Source organism: Nocardia sp. NPDC058058, from assembly GCF_042885355.1.
In the GTDB taxonomy this organism is placed as follows: domain Bacteria; phylum Actinomycetota; class Actinomycetes; order Mycobacteriales; family Mycobacteriaceae; genus Nocardia.
Genome location: NZ_JBHVSA010000001.1, coordinates 1948070 through 1965450, shown reverse-complemented (window position 1 = coordinate 1965450; position 17381 = coordinate 1948070). Strand labels below are relative to the sequence as shown.

At 66.7% G+C, this 17381-nt stretch carries 13 protein-coding genes; 9 read left to right on the top strand and 4 right to left on the bottom strand.

Annotated features, from left to right (window positions below):
• Position 1: 1 nt before the first annotated feature.
• From ACFVUS_RS09140 to ACFVUS_RS09125, 4 genes are read left to right on the top strand one after another with little or no spacing between them, the layout of a single operon-like run.
• Positions 2-949 carry an ABC transporter permease gene (locus ACFVUS_RS09140; RefSeq protein ID WP_387762925.1) on the top strand — a complete coding sequence of 316 codons (948 nt, stop codon included), beginning with the start codon at positions 2-4 and terminating at the stop codon, positions 947-949.
• Complete coding sequence (locus tag ACFVUS_RS09135; protein ID WP_387762922.1) at positions 949-1806, top strand: ABC transporter permease; 858 nt, start codon at positions 949-951, stop codon at positions 1804-1806. The genes ACFVUS_RS09140 and ACFVUS_RS09135 overlap by 1 nt, the downstream gene beginning before the upstream one ends.
• The gene (locus tag ACFVUS_RS09130; RefSeq protein WP_387762920.1) at positions 1803-2801 is read left to right on the top strand and encodes an ABC transporter ATP-binding protein; all 999 of its coding nucleotides are present in this window, start codon (positions 1803-1805) and stop codon (positions 2799-2801) included. Before ACFVUS_RS09135 ends, ACFVUS_RS09130 begins: the two co-directional genes overlap by 4 nt.
• A complete protein-coding gene (locus tag ACFVUS_RS09125; RefSeq protein WP_387762917.1) occupies positions 2798-3607 on the top strand; it encodes an ABC transporter ATP-binding protein in 810 nt (269 codons plus the stop codon). The genes ACFVUS_RS09130 and ACFVUS_RS09125 overlap by 4 nt, the downstream gene beginning before the upstream one ends.
• Before the next feature lie 7 nt (positions 3608-3614).
• Here the strand turns inward: ACFVUS_RS09125 and ACFVUS_RS09120 are convergent, their stop codons facing one another.
• A complete protein-coding gene (locus ACFVUS_RS09120) occupies positions 3615-4646 on the bottom strand; it encodes an agmatine deiminase family protein (RefSeq protein WP_387762915.1) in 1032 nt (343 codons plus the stop codon).
• A 91-nt stretch (positions 4647-4737) separates the two neighbouring features.
• On the opposite strand from ACFVUS_RS09120, the gene ACFVUS_RS09115 reads away from it, so the two are divergent.
• Positions 4738-5310 (top strand): TetR family transcriptional regulator, encoded by a 573-nt coding sequence (locus ACFVUS_RS09115; protein ID WP_364632151.1) that lies wholly within the window; start codon positions 4738-4740, stop codon positions 5308-5310.
• 257 nt (positions 5311-5567) lie between these two features.
• Positions 5568-6704, top strand: a complete 1137-nt coding sequence (locus ACFVUS_RS09110) for an agmatine deiminase family protein (RefSeq protein ID WP_387762911.1) — start codon at positions 5568-5570, stop codon at positions 6702-6704.
• Here ACFVUS_RS09110 and ACFVUS_RS09105 read toward each other — a convergent pair.
• Entirely contained in the window at positions 6701-7432 is a 732-nt protein-coding gene (locus ACFVUS_RS09105) for a peptidase S1 (protein ID WP_387762908.1), read from the bottom strand. The genes ACFVUS_RS09110 and ACFVUS_RS09105 overlap by 4 nt on opposite strands.
• A 174-nt stretch (positions 7433-7606) precedes the next feature.
• Between ACFVUS_RS09105 and ACFVUS_RS09100 the strand changes: the two genes are divergently transcribed.
• A complete protein-coding gene (locus ACFVUS_RS09100; protein ID WP_387762905.1) occupies positions 7607-10909 on the top strand; it encodes a hypothetical protein in 3303 nt (1100 codons plus the stop codon).
• A 71-nt stretch (positions 10910-10980) separates the two neighbouring features.
• Here the strand turns inward: ACFVUS_RS09100 and ACFVUS_RS09095 are convergent, their stop codons facing one another.
• Positions 10981-11493 carry a hypothetical protein gene (locus tag ACFVUS_RS09095; protein ID WP_387762902.1) on the bottom strand — a complete coding sequence of 171 codons (513 nt, stop codon included), beginning with the start codon at positions 11491-11493 and terminating at the stop codon, positions 10981-10983.
• Between the two features lie 284 nt (positions 11494-11777).
• Positions 11778-12194 (bottom strand): hypothetical protein, encoded by a 417-nt coding sequence (locus ACFVUS_RS09090; RefSeq protein ID WP_387762900.1) that lies wholly within the window; start codon positions 12192-12194, stop codon positions 11778-11780.
• 366 nt (positions 12195-12560) lie between these two features.
• On the opposite strand from ACFVUS_RS09090, the gene ACFVUS_RS09085 reads away from it, so the two are divergent.
• Complete coding sequence (locus ACFVUS_RS09085) at positions 12561-14810, top strand: SulP family inorganic anion transporter (RefSeq protein ID WP_387762898.1); 2250 nt, start codon at positions 12561-12563, stop codon at positions 14808-14810.
• 209 nt (positions 14811-15019) lie between these two features.
• A complete protein-coding gene (locus ACFVUS_RS09080) occupies positions 15020-17233 on the top strand; it encodes a SulP family inorganic anion transporter (RefSeq protein WP_387762895.1) in 2214 nt (737 codons plus the stop codon).
• Positions 17234-17381 lie beyond the last annotated feature (148 nt).

Below are 17381 nucleotides of genomic sequence, written 5' to 3'. Positions count from 1 at the left end.
GATGGCCAGGTTCCTGCTCCGGCGGCTCGCCCTGCTGTGCGCGACCATGTTCGCGGCGAGCATCGCCATCTACGGTGCGCTGTATCTCGCACCGGGAGACCCGATTTCGGTGCTGACCGGCGGCCGCCAGATCACCCCGGAGGCGCGCGCCATCCTGGAGGATCGCTATCGCCTGAACGAGCCACTGCCGCAACGGTATTGGCATTGGCTCGGCTCGGCGCTGCACGGTGACTTCGGCTATTCCACCACCAGCCGCCAGGATGTCGGAACGCTCATCGCCCAGCGTGCGCCCACCAGTATCGAACTGGTGGGGTACGCCTCGCTGATCGTGATCGTGGTTGGCATCGGCGTCGGTATCGTGAGCGCGCTCAAACCCGGCATTGTCGACACCATCGCACTGCTGGTCACCACGGTGCTCGCCGCACTGCCGTCCTTCGTGGCGGCGCTCCTGTTGATCAGCGTGTTCGCCGTCAACCTCGGCTGGTTCCCGGCCCTGGGCGACGGGCACGGCTTCACCGATCAGCTGTGGCATCTCACCTTGCCCGCAATAGCTTTGGCGAGTTCCTCGCTCGCACTGGTGGCCCGGGTGACCCGGGCCTCGGTGCGGGCCGAGGCCAAGAGCGAACGGGTGCAGACCGCGATCAGCCGGGGCATTCCGCGCGGCGCGATCCTGCGCAGGCATGTGCTGCACAATGCCTCGATTCCGATCATGACCGTGACCGGATTGACCATCGCCACCCTGATCGTGCTGGTGTCCATCGTCGAGGAGGCGTTCAGCCTCAACGGTCTGGGCTCGGCACTGGTGAAGGCCGCCGCCAGTAAGGATTTCGCGGTGGTGCAGGCGATCTCGCTGCTCATGGTGGCCGGGTTCGTGATCATCAACGCGCTGGTCGATCTGCTCTTCGCACGGCTCGATCCGCGGGTGGCGCTCGGAACGGCGGCGAGCTGATGACCCTCACCATGAACCGGCCGGGCAGCGCGCTGCTGCGCAGGTTCTCCGGTATCGGCTGGCTCGGCTACGCGAGCGCGGTGGTGATCATCCTGGCCGCCGTGGTGGCGGTATTCGGACCGCTGCTCGCACCCTATCCGGCGAATCAGAGCAATCTCACCAACGCCTTCATCGGACCCGGCGGCGGGCATCTGCTCGGCTTCGATTCCCAAGGGCGCGACCTGTTCTCGCGCGTGCTGGTCGGTGCCCGCTCCTCCATGCTCGGCGCGCTCATCGTCATCGCGCTGGCCATGCTGGCCGGGACCGTACTGGCGATCGTGGCCAGCTGGCGGCACGGCTGGGTCGACAGTGTCATCTCCTCGGGCTCGGATCTGGTGTTCGCGTTCCCGGGACTGCTGCTCGCGGTCCTGGTCGCGGCCATCGCCGGGCCGAGCCAGTGGTCCGCGGCCATCGCGCTGGCCGTGGCGTACACCCCGTACGTGGTGCGGATCGTGCGCGCCGCCGCGCTGCGCGAACGGTCGCTGCCCTATATCGAAGCCCTGGAGGTACAGGGCTGTTCGGCCTGGACCATCTGCGTCCGCCATATCGCCCCCAATATCGCCGCTCTGCTGGTCGCGCAGTCCACCATCCTGTTCGGCTGGGCGGCACTGGATCTGGCCGCCATCTCCTTCCTCGGCCTGGGCGTACAACCGCCGCAGGCGGATTGGGGCGTAATGGCCTCGGAGGGCAAAACCGGTGTGCTCCAGGGCTATCCGGCCGAATCCCTGGTCTCCGGCACCGTGCTGGTGCTGGTGGTGGTGGCCTTCAACATCCTGGGCGAACGCCTCAATGACCGGTACACCAAGGAGCCGCGATGACCGCAGCCAGCCCGCTGCTCACCGTGCGTGAGCTCGGCGTGACCCTGACCACGCAGGGGGAGCAGCGCACCGTCCTGCGCGATATCTCCTTCACCATCGAACGCGGTGAGGCCCTGGGCCTCGTCGGTGAATCCGGTGCGGGAAAATCCATGACCGCCAAGGCGATCGCGCGATTGCTGCCCGAACGCGCGGTGGCCACCGGGGAGATCCGGCTCGGCGACCACGATCTGCTGGCCCTGCGCGGAGAACCGCTGCGCCGGGCGCGCGCGGATCTGGCGGTGATCTTCCAGGACCCGCGCATCGCCATCAATCCGGTGCGCCGGATCGGGGATTTCCTGACCGAACAGCTGCGTTCGGTCGCCCGGGTGGATCGGCGCACCGCGACCCGGCAAGCGCAGGAAGTCCTCACCGCCGTGGGGATCACCGATACCGCGCGACGCATGAAGCAGTATCCCGGCGATCTGTCCGGCGGCATGCTGCAACGCGTCATGATCGCCGCGGCGCTGCTCGGCAAGCCGAAGATGATTCTCGCCGATGAACCCACCACGGCCCTGGACGTCACCACCCAGTCCGAGGTGATGGCGATACTCAATGAGCTGCGCCGGGATTCGGGCGTCGCACTGCTGTTCATCACGCACGACCTGGATCTGGCGGCGGCGGTATGCGATCGGACCGCGGTCATGTATGCCGGTCAGATCGTGGAAACCCAGACATCGCAACGGCTGCACCATGATCCGCTGCATCCCTATACCGCCGCGCTGGCGCGGGCGCGGCCCGATCTCGAACATCCCAGTGCGCGGCTGGCCGTCATTCCCGGACAACCCATCGGCGCGTGGCAGGCCGATCTCAATTGCGGGTTCTCGCACCGCTGTCCGCATCGGCAAGACGACTGCACCGCATCCGGCCCGATCGCATTGCACACCGAACCCACCGGATCGGTGCGCTGCCTGCACAGCACGGAACTGCGGCTCGACCTGAAGAGGACCCCGGCATGACGACATCCGTACTGAGCGTGCGCAATCTGACCAAGCGGTTCGGCACGTTCACCGCCGTCGACGATGTCAGTTTCGAACTGGCGGCCGGCTCATCACTGGGCATAGTCGGCGAATCCGGTTCCGGTAAGACCACGGTCGCGCGCATGGTGATCGGGCTGGAACAGCCCAGTTCGGGCGGTATCAGCTGCTGCGGAAACGATCGCTCACAACCGTCCCGCTCCACCCGCGCCCGGCGCAAACGCGCCGGGGAGGCCCAAATCGTGTTCCAGGACCCGTATTCCAGCCTCGATCCGCGGCACACCATTCGGCAGGCGCTCACCGAAGCGGTCGCACTGCACCACACCGGAACACCCGCGACCGTACGGGCGCGGGTCGGGGAACTCGCGGAGATGGTCGCGCTCGATGAACGACTGCTGGGCTCGCTGCCCGCGCAACTCTCCGGTGGACAGCGGCAGCGGGTCGCCATCGCCCGGGCGCTCGGGGCGAACCCGCGGGTCCTGGTGCTGGACGAGGCCGTCGCCGCGCTCGATGTGTCGATTCAGGCGCAGGTATTGAACCTGCTCGCCGATGTCCGTGCGGCGACCGGCATTTCGTACGTGTTCATCACCCATGATCTGGCCGTGGTGCGGCAGGTGACCGAGTACAGCCTGGTGATGGCGCAGGGGCGGGTGGTGGAACAGGGGCCGACCGATGAACTGCTCGGCAACCCGCGGCATCCGTACACCCGCGCCCTGCTGGAGAGCGTGCCGCGCCCGGGCTGGATACCGAGCCGCCGCACCGTCGCGCCGGCGTCGGTCGCCGGATGAGGGCAGCTCAGTCGGCGGGCCGTCCGGGCAGATCGTGTGTGGAGCAATGGATTCCGCCGCCGCCCGCGGCGATGACATCGATGCGCACCGGGACGATATCGCGCTGCGGGAAATGCTCCTGCAGGATGTCCCGGGCGCGCCGGTCCGCCTTGCGATCGCCGAATTCGGGCAGGAAGACCGCGTCATTGGCGATATAGAAATTGGCGTAGGTGGTGACCATATCGTCGTCATAGGCGCTGACCTTGTACGGATCGGGCTGCGGCAGATCGATGATCCGCAACGGCCGGCCCATCGCATCGGTGGAATTGCTCAGCACCATGCGCGCCTGATCCGCCGCCCGCGACCAGGAATCGGCGGGCATACCCGGAAACGCGGTGTCCAGCAATACGACTCCGGGCGCGACGAAGCGCACCAGGCTGTCCACGTGCGCATCGGTGATGTCCTCGCCGTACACCCCGGCCAGCCAGATCACCTTGGTGACGCCCAGCGTCTGCTTCAGCTCGAATTCGATGCGGTCCCGGTCCTTACCGGGATTGCGATTGGCATTGAACACCGAACTCTCGGTGACCAGCAGCGTGCCCTGACCGTCGGTCTCGAACGAGCCGCCCTCGGCGATCAACGGGGCCTGTTCACCGCGAATCTGGAACTGGTACAGCAGATTCCGGGCGACGTACGCGTCATTGTCATGGACCTGCTTATTGCCCCAGCCGTTGAAATTGAAGTCGACGCCGATCACGATGCCCTGCTGTTCGACGAAAACCGGCACGGTATCGCGCGCCCACAGATCGTCCACCGGCAGCGGCACCACCTCGACCTGGCGTCCGCACGCGCGCTGCGCGGCATCGGCCTGATCCGGGCGCGCCAGCATCACCACGTATTCGTAGTCCGCGATGGCCCGCGCCACCCGCGCGATATCGTCCCGGATATAGCGCAGATCGCGTTTCCAGACCGATTCGAGTGCGGGCCAGGACATGAAGGTGCGGTTATGGCTTTCCCATTCCGCGCCGAGTCGGCGGCCGGTGGGGGACTGGTCGAACATGGGGTCTCCTCTAGCTGGTTGACCAAATATTCAGTCAAGATCGTACGGTAGGCTGTACTGTCGTCCGAGTTCAGAACAGTGGAGAGAGAGCATGTCTCGTCGTCGCACCGAGATAATGGAAGCCGCGGTCCGGGTCGTGGCCCAGCGTGGCATTCGCGGCCTGCGGGTGGAGGAACTCGCCAAGGAGGCCGGGGTCTCGACCGCCCTGATCTACTACCACTTCCAGGACCGCGCCGGTCTGGTCTCCAGCACACTGGATTTCGTCACCGCGCGTGCCGAGCAGTACACCGATGTGGCGGCCGATCCCGAAACCGATCCGCGCGGTCATCTCAGCGAGGCGCTGCTGCGCGAATTGCAGGACTCCTCGGTCGTGGTCGAGAACAGCAGCGCCTGGGGCGAATTGCGGGCCTCGGCGGTCTTCCAGCCCGAACTCCGCGACCAATTGCGCGCCGCGTCGGCCCGCTGGACCGATTTCAACAGCGAACTCATTCGCCGCGCCCAGGCACAGGGCACCATCGGCCCGGAGGTGGCCGCCGATGACGCCGCCGAACGCCTCACCGCGCTGGTCGAGGGGCTCAGCATGCGCTGGCTCAGCGGCACCCTGGAATTGGAGCAGGCCCGCAAGTTGCTGCGCGGTGCGCTGCTCGCCGAACTCGGCGAGTAGGTTCGCGTTCCGGCCACGGTGTCGGCGGCAGCGGTGCGCGTACGCGATTCTCACGGTTTCTCCTGTTCATGGCGAGGTTCGAGGTCACCCACTGCGGGAATCTGACTAAAATTTAGGTCAGATTCCATGAGGTTTTCGTGAGGGCGACGGGTGGGATTCCTCATGGTCCCACGCGGTAGCTGAAGGGGAACTAGGCTTGTTAGCGTGTGAGCTGACCAAAATGTTAGTCAGGTGATTCGACCTGGATAGGGGCAATGATGGCTGAGTTCTCGCGCAGGACGATGTTTCGTTCGAGCGCTCTCGCGGTAGTCGGCGGCGCGGCGCTATTGGCCTGCTCGCCCGAGGACGGGGGATTGCTGTCCTCCGGCTCGGCCACACCGTCCGGTCCGGGCGGGGCCTGGCGCATGCCTCCCGAATCGGCAAGGCACGCACGCACTTTCATGTCCTGGCCGCCACTGGACTCGGTGTGGAAGGGGCAGGACGGTCCGGCGGTGCAGGATGACATCGCCGGAATCGCCCGCGCCATCGCCGAATTCGAGCCGGTGACCATGCTGGCCGAACCCGCCGAGGCCGATGCCGCACAGCAGGCGTGCGGATCCGGGGTGGAGGTCATTCCGATCGCCACCGACGATCTGTGGATTCGCGATACCGGACCCACCTTCGTGCTCGGCGCGGGCGGTCTGGCCGGGGTCGATCTGCACTTCAACGGCTGGGGCAACAAACAGCAGCATCGGCGCGACGCCGCGGTCGCGGGCACGCTGTTGAACCGTCTCGGGTTGCCGCGCGTGGACGCGCCGATCGTGGGTGAGGGCGGTTCCATCGAGATCGACGGTGAGGGCACGCTGATGGCCACCGAGAGCTCGCTGGTCAACTCCAATCGCAATCCCGGCAAATCCCGCAGCGATATCGAGCGCGCGCTCAAGGATCTGTTCGGCGTGTCGAAGGTCATCTGGGTCAAAGGCGTTGCCGGACAGGACATCACCGACTACCACATCGATTCGCTGGCGCGCTTCGCCGATCCGGGCGTGGTGATCATGTCGCAGCCGCCCGAGGGCGATGACGTGTGGGTGCGGGCCTACGATCAGGCCTTCGAGGTGCTGCGCAACGAGACCGACGCCAAGGGGCGCAAACTCGAGATCGTGCAACTGCCCGAGCCGGATCCCGGCAATCTCGGCGATCGCGGGGATTCGTTCCTCAGCTCGTACGTGAACTTCTATGTCGCCAATAACGCGGTCATCATGCCGCGCTTCGGTGATCGCGCGGCCGATGATCACGCCAAGGGCATCGTGGCCGATCTGCATCCCGGTCGCACCGTCGTGCAGGTGGAGATCAATACGGTTGCCGAGGGCGGCGGCGGTATTCACTGCGCCACCCAGCAGCAGCCCGCGGTCTAGAGCAGACGGAAGCCCGCGCCCGTGCCACCGTGCGCGTTGATATCGGCCAGCACGTGGCCGATGCCGGTGGCCAGGTCGGGCTCGTGCACCGGATTCGCGGGATTGGCGCATGAGGGCAAGCGCAGGTTGACGCTGCCGAGCTGGATGGGCTGACCGGAGACGATCATGCCGACCAGCTGATCACCGACCAGCACCGGGGAACCGGAATCGCCGTAGTCCGCGCAGACATGGCTGCTGAATCCCTCGGCCATGGTCTCCCAGACCGGGCCGCAGGTGAATCCGGTGGTGCGGCCGTTCTTACAGACCATTTGCAGCGGGCCGGGTGGTGCGCCGATTCCGGCGACCGTACTCGCGGTGATTTGGCGGACCGGTATTACTTTGGCCGGATCGAATTCGATGACCGCCCAATCCCACCAGTAATCCAGTTCGGCCAGCCTGCCGATATAACCGGTGCCGATCGAATTCTCGGCGAGCACCTGGGCGCCGACCTCACCGCAATGTCCGGCGGTAATTCCCACCAGGCGATTGGCGGCGTCGAAGCCGATCGCGGTCAGTGTGCACAGCGAGAACTCATCGGGTTCGCTGGTGCCGATCGCGATACCCGAGCCCGGACCGAGCACCGCCGGTCCGGCTGCGGTCGCCGTGCCCGAGGGTGTCAGCGCGAGGCCGAAAACCACTGTGGCAGTGACCGATCCGATATACGTGCAGATCTTGCCCAGGGATGCCATGCCGAACCTCTCGCGGGGAGGGACAACAGCAGAAATGCCCGCTCGCGCGGACTGGAACCGGGTGGATCTGGAAAGCGAATAAAACATACCATTCAGGATTTTTTATCTGGAATGTCCCCTTTGTTGGGACTGTGCCACGCTGCCCCGGCCCAGGGTGAGCGGTACCGTGACCGGGTGACTGCGCAGGGGAAACGGTTTCTGGAGGAAGTCGCGGAGCTGTCGCTGCCGCGACGCGCGTCGGCCATTGCCCGGGAGGCGCGCCGATTGGCCGGAACTCCGGAACTGGATCGGATGCTCACCGAGTTGTCCGGCGGGGACCGGTATCAACAATTGACCGCCATCCAGCTGGCCCTGATCGCGGGACATCGGAATCATCTACTGGGGCAATTGGATTCTCCGGACCCCGAATGCGCCGTGCGCGCGCTCACCGCGGTCGTCCGGCTCGGCGTCCCGCCCGAGATGGTGGTGCGCGTACTGCCCAGCCTGTCGCAGCGCGCGCGCCGCGCCCTGGTCCGGGCATTGAGCCGGGGCGAGCGCACGGCACTCGCCGATGCGCTGCTGCCGCCGACGCGATCCGCATTCGGCGATATCGAGGCCGCGCGACTGCTGCCGTACTGCTCACCGGCGCTGGTGGCCGAGATGCTGCCGGAGCTGGCGTACGCGGTGCCGAGTTGGGCGGCGCTGTGTCGCACGCGCATCGGGGTCGTCCTGGACTATGTGGCCGAGCGCGCGCCCGCGGCCGGTCGCGATGAATGGCGGGAACTGTGGCCCGAGCTCACCGCGAGCGTGACCACGGCGGCGCTGTACGACCCGGATCGGCTGCTCGCATTGGCCGCGCTCGCGGTCGATCACGTCTCCATCGTGGCGTTGCACCCGCTGGCGGGCAGGCTGGCCCGGCACGATGCGGCGGCCGTGCGCCGACTGCTGTTGCACCCCAGCGGAAATGGGCGCGGACTCGCCGGACCGGCGCTGTGGCAGGCCATGCGGGAATGCTCCGATGCCGAGCTGGGGGAGTTGTACCTGGCCTGTGCACCCGGACAGCGGTATCGGTTCCTGCGCACGCTGCCGCCGTCCCGTCGCGCGGCCGTCGCGACCCCGGCTCTCATGCGCGCCGGTCTGAATCCGGGGGAAGTCGATCTGCACACCCTCGACGCATTGCCCGGTGCGGCGCGCACCGCCCTCGCCCGGGAGCTGCTGGCCCGGCCGGGCGGCTCCGATGTGCCGGAAGTCGCCGAGCGCCTGTCCGCCCGGCTGCCCTGGGCCGAGGCGAAACCCATACTGGCCGAAGCTATTCGGCGACCCACCGCGCAGGAGCGCGCCACCGCCTACCCGCTGCTGGTGATCGCTGCCGTCGGTAGCCGCGACAGTGCCGTGATCGGTGAGCTCTTCGAGCTGCTGCGGCGACTGCGTAATGAACAGGAACCGGTGCGCCGCAGTGCTTTACAGGCCGTCCGCGCCATTCCCATGTCGTTGCTCGCGCCGGCGCAGCTTCCGGCGCTCGAACAGGTGGCCGCCGATGCCATGCAGGCGCGCGATCGCTCCTATGCCACCTCGGGCGCGATCGGCGAGCTGATGCGGACGCTGTTGAAACGTGGTGCGCAGACCGGTGACAATTCCTATTCCGATGCGGCACTGCGTATTTCGGCGATGCTGGCCGAGACAACGACCTGGCTGAACCTGTACGGGTTGCGCGAGAATCTGCCGCGCGGTGCGGAGCTGCGAGTGTTCGAGGCGCTGCGACCGCGACTGGAAGCCGATGCCGCGCGGGACCGGTGGCAGCTGACCCTCGCGCTGGCGACCGGCCTGGAGCGCCGTGCCTTCGCGGTGCCGGGATTGCAGGATCTGGTGCTGCGCGCGTGCGGGGCATCCGATGATTCGACCGTGCGCGCCGCGGCCCGATTCGCGCTCACCGATCCCGTTCGGCGCGATACGAATCTCGACGATATGCTGCGCCGCGATCGCTCGCTCATCACCGTGCCGGAGGTGGCCGAATTCATTGCCCGGCGCCGCACCGATCTGCTGGACGGTTTGCTGCGCAAGGCTCCCACCGGGCGGTTTCTGTCCTCGAAGACTCACTACGTGCCCATGTTCCACGCGGGATTCGACAATTGGACGACCGCGCACATCGACCGCTACGCCGGGCTGCTGGACGCCTATGCGCAATCGCCGAAAGCCTCGGCCGGTGAGCGTGCGAACGCGATCCGCCAATTGGGGCGGCTGCCGGGGACTTTCGCGCGCGTGCGCGCGTACACCGGGTCCGATGATGTCATCGTGGCCGAGGCGGGACTGACCGCGCTGGGCCGCTGCACCGAACCCGAGCGGGCCATCGCCGTACTGGCCGGATATGTGGGCGATGATCGCGCGCGGGTCGCGGTCAGCTCCATCGCCACCCTGGCCCGCCTGGTGCCGCGCCCGCGGCTCGGCGAAACCCTTGCGCCCCTGCTCGATTCGCCCAAGATCACCTCGGTGAAGGAGGGCGTGCGACTGCTCGCCACCCTGCGCGCACCCGATGCCGCCGCGATCATCGGTGCGGTGAGCGCCCGGCCGGGCGTGCACCGGGATATCCGGCGCGCCATCGTCTTCGCGGCCGCCCGGCTGCTGGACAGCGACGCGTCCTGGCAACTGCTGGCCGAGGCCGCCACCGAGCCCGATGTGGCGGGCGCGGTCCTCGATATCTCCCCGTCGCTGCTGCCGGTCCCGCAGCGCCTTCGATTCGCCGCCTTCCTGCGCGATCTGGCAGCCGGACCCGACCACCGCGTCGCCGTCCAAGCCCTTGATGCCCTGACCCGCTGGTATCGCTGGTCCCCGACCGACACCCGGGACGTCCTGATCGCCCGCCTGACGGACCTGTCCGAGATCGGCCTCTGGACCGCCGCCATGCGCGCGCTGCTCGCCGACGCGGCCGGAACCGGTCACCCCTCGGCGGTCGAGACCGCCGTGGAACAACTCCTCGCGCACACCACCGACACCTTCCCCGACCGCGATCTCCCCGCCCGCCAACGACTTTCGACCCTGCTGCACTGGCTCACCCCGGTCCTGCGGAACAACGACGACGCCCGCCCCCTGGCGGACCGCGTCACCGCGCTGCTCACCCCCGACCCGCTCTGGCACGAACAGGCGATCGACCTGACCGTCGCCGCGCTGCGCTGGACCGAGCCCGACCGGACCGGCGCGGCCCTGGAAGCCCTGTCTCCCTTGGCAATCGGAGCCCTGACCACCTACCCGGCCCGCAGCCTGTCCGCCCGCCTCGGCTCACTCCCCGACGAAATCCCCGCCGCCAGCTGGCAACACATCGCCACCGCCCTGGCGGCCTCCCCGACCGCACCCACCGCCCTGGCGGCAGTCGACCTGATCGCCAAGTGCGGCAACAAGTTCGGCTGGACCCCACCCTGGTCCACCCTCCTGACGACCCTGCGCACCCACCCCGCCCCCGACGTCCGCCGCGCCGCCCACAACACCTTCACCGCGCACGAATAGGAAACCCGCGCGTTGCTTCGACGAGCCGCATCGCTCGGCGAAGCAACGTCATCGCCGAGTGCTGTCGGGTGCTAGCCGCCCAGGGCGCAGTTGCCGTCGCTGGACCAGTAGCAGGTGTTGTGGCCGTTGGCGGGGAACCCGACCACCTGGAGGTTCGGGTTGGAGTGTCCGAAGCCGGTGCCGTTGAGCTGGAGGTAGAAGCCGGAAGCGCCACTGCGGCCGCCGGTGCCCCACAGATAGCCCTGATTGTTGCCGGGGCCGGTGCCCCGGTAGATGACGAAGTTGCCGTCACCCTGCATGATGCCGAAAACCTGGGAGTGGCCGGAGGTTCCGGAACACCAGACGCCGCCCTGGTTGTTGCTCGGGCCGGTGCCACGGTAGACGCAGAAGTTGCCATCGCCCTGCAGGATGGCGAAGGCCCGAGAACCGCTCTGCGGCAGGGTCGTCAGATAATCGCCCTGGGCCAGTACCTGATTCGTGTCGAGCACCGCGCCTCTCGCGCCGGCACTGGCCGGGCCGGTATTCAAGGACACCAGTGCGGCGACCGACATGGCAACGGCAGCAACGTATTTCACGAACTTCATGCGTACTCTCCAAGGGCGAGCCGGGCCCTATCGACCCGGTCTGGCCAGGAGGCTACTGCAAGATCCTTTGCTACCGTTGCCCTTTCGGAATGAAATATTCCAAGTTCACTTTTGGCTCGCGGGAGGTGAGCAGCCACGCGAGCCGCGTTGCCGGCCTCGGTGATCGGTGAACCGGTCACCGATCGGGGGTCGTGGACGGCAGCGTTGCCGTCGTGCGTGGCTCGCGTGCCACCTACCGGGTGAGCTCACCAGCGGCAGTATTTGTTCGGGCGGGATCCGGGTGGTCAGGGCGCCTTGTGCCAGCTGTCGCCGGAGGGGCCCTGAATCTTGTAGGGGATCGACTTCTTGGTGCCGTAGTAGTCGGTCAGCGGCAGATTGTCGCCGAACTCCTTCTTGAGGCTTTTGGCGAACTCGTAGGAATTGCAGGTCGACATGTAGATATCGCCGGTGTAGCTGAGCGGGATGATCTGGGAGATGATCTTGGCCAGGGAGGTCGCGTCGATGGACAGGGTCGGCCCCTCGTCACCGATGACCTTCTTGTTGCCGTGCGCGGTGATGAAGAGATTTTCCTTCTTCTCCAGCCGGATGCCGCCGGGCCATAGCTTGGGAACGTAGGCGTAGGCGATACCCAGTTCGCTGCCCATGTCCTTGTAACCGTCATCCAGAACGTCGATGTCTTTGGCAATGAAGACGAGAATCATGACAATTCGTTTCTTTGTGAATGAAAGCATCCACCCCAACGGAAGATATTGTGTCCGTTAAGCTTTCGATCGATTTGCGCTACGAGCGTAGCACCGGGATTGTCGAGATCACGAGACTTTTCGGACAGTCGACCAGTCGGTTTGCCGCCAAATCGGGCATCCGTCCAGCAAGTGGCGCAGGTCACAGTTTGGTAGAGGTTCGCCCCAATTTCCGCAAACCCTTTCCGGATTCTTTAAAGAGTCTTTACGATTACGCCGTTCTGCCTAGCGTCGTGCTGTCACAGCCTCGCCCGTCGCTCGCTCTCGATGCCAGTACATGTTGACCGATGAACCGGGCGGCTCCCGCCGTACCGGCGAAGGAGAAATATGTCCACCGACACCGAACAGCCTCCCCGGACGTCGCTCCCCGGCCTCGCCGAGTTGGTACGCCATGATCTACCAGCCTCCCTGGTGGTGTTCCTGGTCTCGCTACCGCTTTCCATCGGCATCGCCGTCGCCGCCGGAGCCCCGGTCGCCGCAGGTCTCATCGCCGCGGTAGTGGGAGGGGTGGTAGCCGGACTCATCGGCGGCTCCACACTGCAGGTCAGCGGCCCGACCGCCAGCCTCACCGTGGTGGTCGCCGAATCGATCAACCAATTCGGCTGGGCCGCCACCTGTTTCATCACCGTGCTGGCCGGACTGCTGCAGATAGTCTTCGGGCTCAGTCGCATCGCGCGCGGCGCGCTCGCCATCGCTCCGGTCGTGGTGCACGCCATGCTCGCGGGTATCGGCGTGGTCATCGCGCTTCAGCAGGTGCACGTGCTGCTCGGCGGTAATTCGCTCAGTTCCTCCTGGGACAGCCTGGTCGGCCTGCCGCAGGAATTGCGCTCGGTGCACGGCGGCGACCTCGCGGTCGGTCTGCTGGTCATCGTGATCCTGGTGGGCTGGAAGCGATTACCCGCGCAGCTGCGGGTGGTGCCCGCCCCGCTGGTCGCGGTGGTCGCGGCCACCGCGCTGTCCTTCGTGCTGCCCACCCGCGTCGAGCACATCGTGCTCAACAGCTCACTGCTGGACGAGATTCGGCTGCCGCAGGTGCCGCACGGCGGTTGGGGCACGGTCGCGCTGATGGCGGTGACCATCGCGCTCATCGCCAGCGTGGAAACCCTGCTCTCGGCCGTCGCGGTGGACCGCATCCGCCAGAACTCCGCGCGCCGAACCGATTTGGATCGGGAACTGATCGGTCAGGGCGCGGCCAATATCGTGTCCGGCATGATCGGCGGCCTGCCGGTGGCGGCGGTCATCGTGCGCAGCATCACCAATGTGAAGGCGGGCGCGCGGGGCAAGGCCTCGACCATGCTGTGCGGGTTGTGGATTCTGCTGTTCTCGGTCGCCCTGGTCGGGGTGGTGCGCCAGATTCCCAAGGCCGCGCTGGCCGGACTGCTCATCGTGGTCGGCATCCAGCTCATCAAGCTCGCGCATATCCGGCGCGCCCAGCGCACCGGCGATCTGGTGGTCTACGCGGCCACCATCATCGTGGTGGTGTTCTGGAATCTGTTGCTGGGCATGGTGGTCGGGCTCGCACTGGCTTTCGCGCTGCTGCTGTGGCGGGTGGTCCGGGTCGCGGTGCACGCCACCCAGGTCGACAGCACCCGCTGGCTGGTCACCGTGGACGGCACCTTCACCTTCCTGGCGGTGCCCAAGCTGACGGCCGAACTGGCCAAGGTGCCCACCGGTGCGGACGTCACCCTGGAGATGAGCGTCGACTTCCTCGACCACGCCGCCTACGACGCGGTGCAGGAATGGGTGCAGGAGCACCGATCCGAGGGCGGCACAGTGCAATTCGTGGAAGTGGGCAGCGTGCGCATGGCGGGCGCGACCGACGGCCCGCCCGCGCGCGGACATTCGCGGCACACCCTCAACGAGGTGCTGGGTCCGTGGCGGCGCACCGGGGCAGAGGTCGATCCCATCGTCGCCGGGGTGGCGGCCTACAACCGCAGTCACGCGCATGTGATGCGCCCGCACCTGGGCGTGCTGGCCGATGGGCAGGAACCGGATTCGCTCTTCGTCACCTGTGCGGATTCGCGTGTGGTGCCGAACGTGATCACCAACAGCGGTCCGGGTGATCTGTTCACGGTCCGCAATATCGGCAATCTGATTCCGGCCGATCGGCGGGACGCGTCCATGGAGGCGGCGCTCATCTACGCGCTGGACAAATTGGATGTGCGCTCGGTGGTGGTGTGCGGACATTCGAGTTGCGGCGCGATGGAGGCGTTGCACTCGGAGGCGGTCACCGGTTCGGATCTGGACGGCTGGCTCGCCAACGCGCGCCCGAGTCTGGTGCGCTTCCGGCTCGGGCACCCGGTCGCGGTGGCGGCCGCGGCGGCCGGCTTCGGGCCGGTGGATCAGCTCGGCATGGTGAATGTGGCCGTGCAGTTGGAAACCCTCTACGGGCATCCCGTGGTTCGGCGCGGGGTGCTCGAGCGGGGCGTGGTGCTCTCCGGTCTGTTCTTCGATATCGCCTCCGCCCGAGTGGTGGAGGTCACGATGGACGGGATCGCGGAGATCGGGGATCGCAGAGTGACCGACATCGGTTCGAGAGGTCTTCTGCAAACCGTTGGCGCCGGTCGATCGGCGTAGGCGGCGCACGCCGGGCGTGAATCCGAAAGGGTTCACGCCCGTTTTACATTATGGCCTCGGTTTTCTCAGCTTTTACTAAGTCTTTACTTCTAATCTTACAAACAGCTCGTCCGGTGAGTCTGTGGCCAACGCTGTCCACAGCATCAATTCGATGCCCACAGAACATGTTCGACGCTTTCGGATCGATTCGATCCGGAGAAGGAGCCGAGATGTCTACCGACACCGATTCACCGCCAGGTAGAGCGGACCGCTGGTCCAGCACGCTCCTGCGCCACGATCTACCCGCGTCCATTGTGGTCTTTCTGGTCGCACTACCGCTATCTCTCGGCATCGCCGTCGCCTCCGGCGCTCCGATCGCCGCCGGTCTCATCGCCGCTGTGGTCGGCGGCGTGGTGGTCGGCCTGGTCGGCGGATCCGTATTGCAGGTCAGCGGCCCCGCCGCCGGTCTCACCGTGGTGGTCGCCGAGACCATCAACCAATTCGGCTGGAAGGTCGCGTGTTTCATCACCGTCGCGGCCGGACTGCTACAGATCCTGTTCGGACTCAGCCGCATTGCCCGCGCCGCGCTGGCCATCGCACCCGTGGTGGTGCACGCCATGCTCGCCGGCATCGGCGTGACCATCGCGCTGCAACAGCTGCATGTGCTGCTCGGAGGGGCGTCGCACAGCACCGCGTGGAAGAACCTGGTCGAACTTCCCAATGAACTGCTGAACCTGCACGGTGACGACTTCTTCATCGGCGCCGTGGTCATCGCGATCATGCTGAGCTGGAAGTACGTGCCCGGCAAGCTGCGCGCGCTACCCGGACCGCTGGTCGCCATCGTCATCGCCACCGGGCTGTCCATGGTGGTGCCCGGCAATGTGGAACGAATCGTGTTGAGCGGCTCGCTGTTCGACGCCATCGGACTGCCGGAGATGCCGTCCGGCGGCTGGGGCGCGGTCGCGCTCGCCGCACTGACCATCGCGCTCATCGCCAGTGTGGAATCGCTGCTGTCCGCGGTCGCCGTGGACAAGATGCACACCGGTCCGCGTACCAATTTCGACCGCGAGTTGATGGCGCAGGGCGCGGCCAATATGACCTCCGGTCTGCTCGGCGGTCTGCCGGTCACCGGTGTCATCGTGCGCAGTGCCACCAATGTGCAGGCCGGTGCGCGCAGTCGCGCCTCGGCGTTCCTGCACGGCATCTGGATTCTGGTGTTCTCCGTCGCGCTCGTCGGTGTGGTGCAGCAGATTCCGAAGTCGGCGCTCGCCGGTCTGCTCATCGTGATCGGCATCCAGCTGGTGAAGTTGGCCCATATCCGCCTGGCCCGGCGCACCGGAGACCTGCTGGTCTACGTGGTGACCGTGCTCGCGGTGGTCTTCCTGAACCTGTTGGAGGGCGTGCTCATCGGGCTGCTGCTGGCGTTCGCGCTGCTGCTGTGGCGGGTGGTGCGGGTGAACGTATCCGCCGATCCGGTGATCGGCACCGATCGCTGGATGGTCAGCATCGACGGCACCTGCACCTTCCTGGCGCTGCCGAAGCTCTCGGCGCAGCTGGCGAAGGTGCCCGAGGGCTCCACCGTGCTGGTGGAGATGAGCGTCGACTTCCTCGATCACGCCGCCTACGAGGCCATTCACGACTGGGCCTCGCAGCATGAGAACACCGGCGGCCGAGTGGAATTCGTGGAACTCGGGTCCGCGCCGATGGCCGACGCGCTCACCGGTCCGCCGGTGCGCGGACGGTCCAAGGGGCTGCTCGACGAGGTGCTGCGGCCGTGGCGTGAAGGTGAGGGCAACCCCATCGACAACGGCGTCCGAGCCTTCCACCGCCGCAACGCGCATGTGGTTCGCCCGCACCTGGACGAACTGCGCGACGGACAGAATCCGCACTCGCTCTTCCTGACCTGTGCCGATTCGCGCGTCGTGCCGAACCTGATCACCAATACCGGTCCGGGTGACCTGTTCACCATCCGCAATGTCGGAAACCTGGTGCCGCCCAACGGACAGGACTCCTCGGTCGAAGCCGCGCTGTCCTTCGCCCTGGAGGAGCTGGAAGTGGATCACGTTGTGGTGTGCGGACATTCGTCCTGCGGTGCGATGAAGGCGTTGCTGAGCGGGGTTCCGGAAGGGCCGGGCTTGGGCGACTGGCTCGCCAATGCCGGTTCGAGCGTGGATCGCTGGCATCGCGGCCATTCGGTCGGCCAGGCCGCCGCCGCGGCGGGCTTCGATCGCGCCGATCAGCTGGCCATGGTGAATGTGGCGGTGCAGCTCGAGACGCTGCGCAACCACCCGGTGGTTCGAGATGCCATGCTGCGCCGCGGTGTCGCCGTCTCGGGTCTGTTCTTCGACATCGGCACCGCCCGGGTCATGCAGATCACCGCCAACGGCCTATCGGAGATCACCGACCCCGACCTATCGGTCCTGGCCGCGTCCTCGATGAGCTGATCTGACACCGCACTGTCGGGGGCCGCGCGGCAAACCGGCGCCACGCCAACAGGAAGAGCCACCCCACCGCCGGGGGCGGCCACGACTGCGACAGCAGGTAGCAAGCCACCCCCCAGGACAAATACGGCGGGAACGGCGGCAAAAGACT

Coding starts and splice junctions, on each gene's coding strand:
- ACFVUS_RS09120 (WP_387762915.1), bottom strand. CDS start 4,646: ATGTTCGACCAGTCCCCCACCGGCCGCCGACTCGGCGCGGAATGGGAA.
- ACFVUS_RS09080 (WP_387762895.1), top strand. CDS start 15,020: ATGTCTACCGACACCGATTCACCGCCAGGTAGAGCGGACCGCTGGTCC.
- ACFVUS_RS09105 (WP_387762908.1), bottom strand. CDS start 7,432: ATGGCATCCCTGGGCAAGATCTGCACGTATATCGGATCGGTCACTGCC.
- ACFVUS_RS09110 (WP_387762911.1), top strand. CDS start 5,568: ATGGCTGAGTTCTCGCGCAGGACGATGTTTCGTTCGAGCGCTCTCGCG.
- ACFVUS_RS09125 (WP_387762917.1), top strand. CDS start 2,798: ATGACGACATCCGTACTGAGCGTGCGCAATCTGACCAAGCGGTTCGGC.
- ACFVUS_RS09090 (WP_387762900.1), bottom strand. CDS start 12,194: ATGATTCTCGTCTTCATTGCCAAAGACATCGACGTTCTGGATGACGGT.
- ACFVUS_RS09135 (WP_387762922.1), top strand. CDS start 949: ATGACCCTCACCATGAACCGGCCGGGCAGCGCGCTGCTGCGCAGGTTC.
- ACFVUS_RS09115 (WP_364632151.1), top strand. CDS start 4,738: ATGTCTCGTCGTCGCACCGAGATAATGGAAGCCGCGGTCCGGGTCGTG.
- ACFVUS_RS09130 (WP_387762920.1), top strand. CDS start 1,803: ATGACCGCAGCCAGCCCGCTGCTCACCGTGCGTGAGCTCGGCGTGACC.
- ACFVUS_RS09140 (WP_387762925.1), top strand. CDS start 2: ATGGCCAGGTTCCTGCTCCGGCGGCTCGCCCTGCTGTGCGCGACCATG.
- ACFVUS_RS09095 (WP_387762902.1), bottom strand. CDS start 11,493: ATGAAGTTCGTGAAATACGTTGCTGCCGTTGCCATGTCGGTCGCCGCA.
- ACFVUS_RS09085 (WP_387762898.1), top strand. CDS start 12,561: ATGTCCACCGACACCGAACAGCCTCCCCGGACGTCGCTCCCCGGCCTC.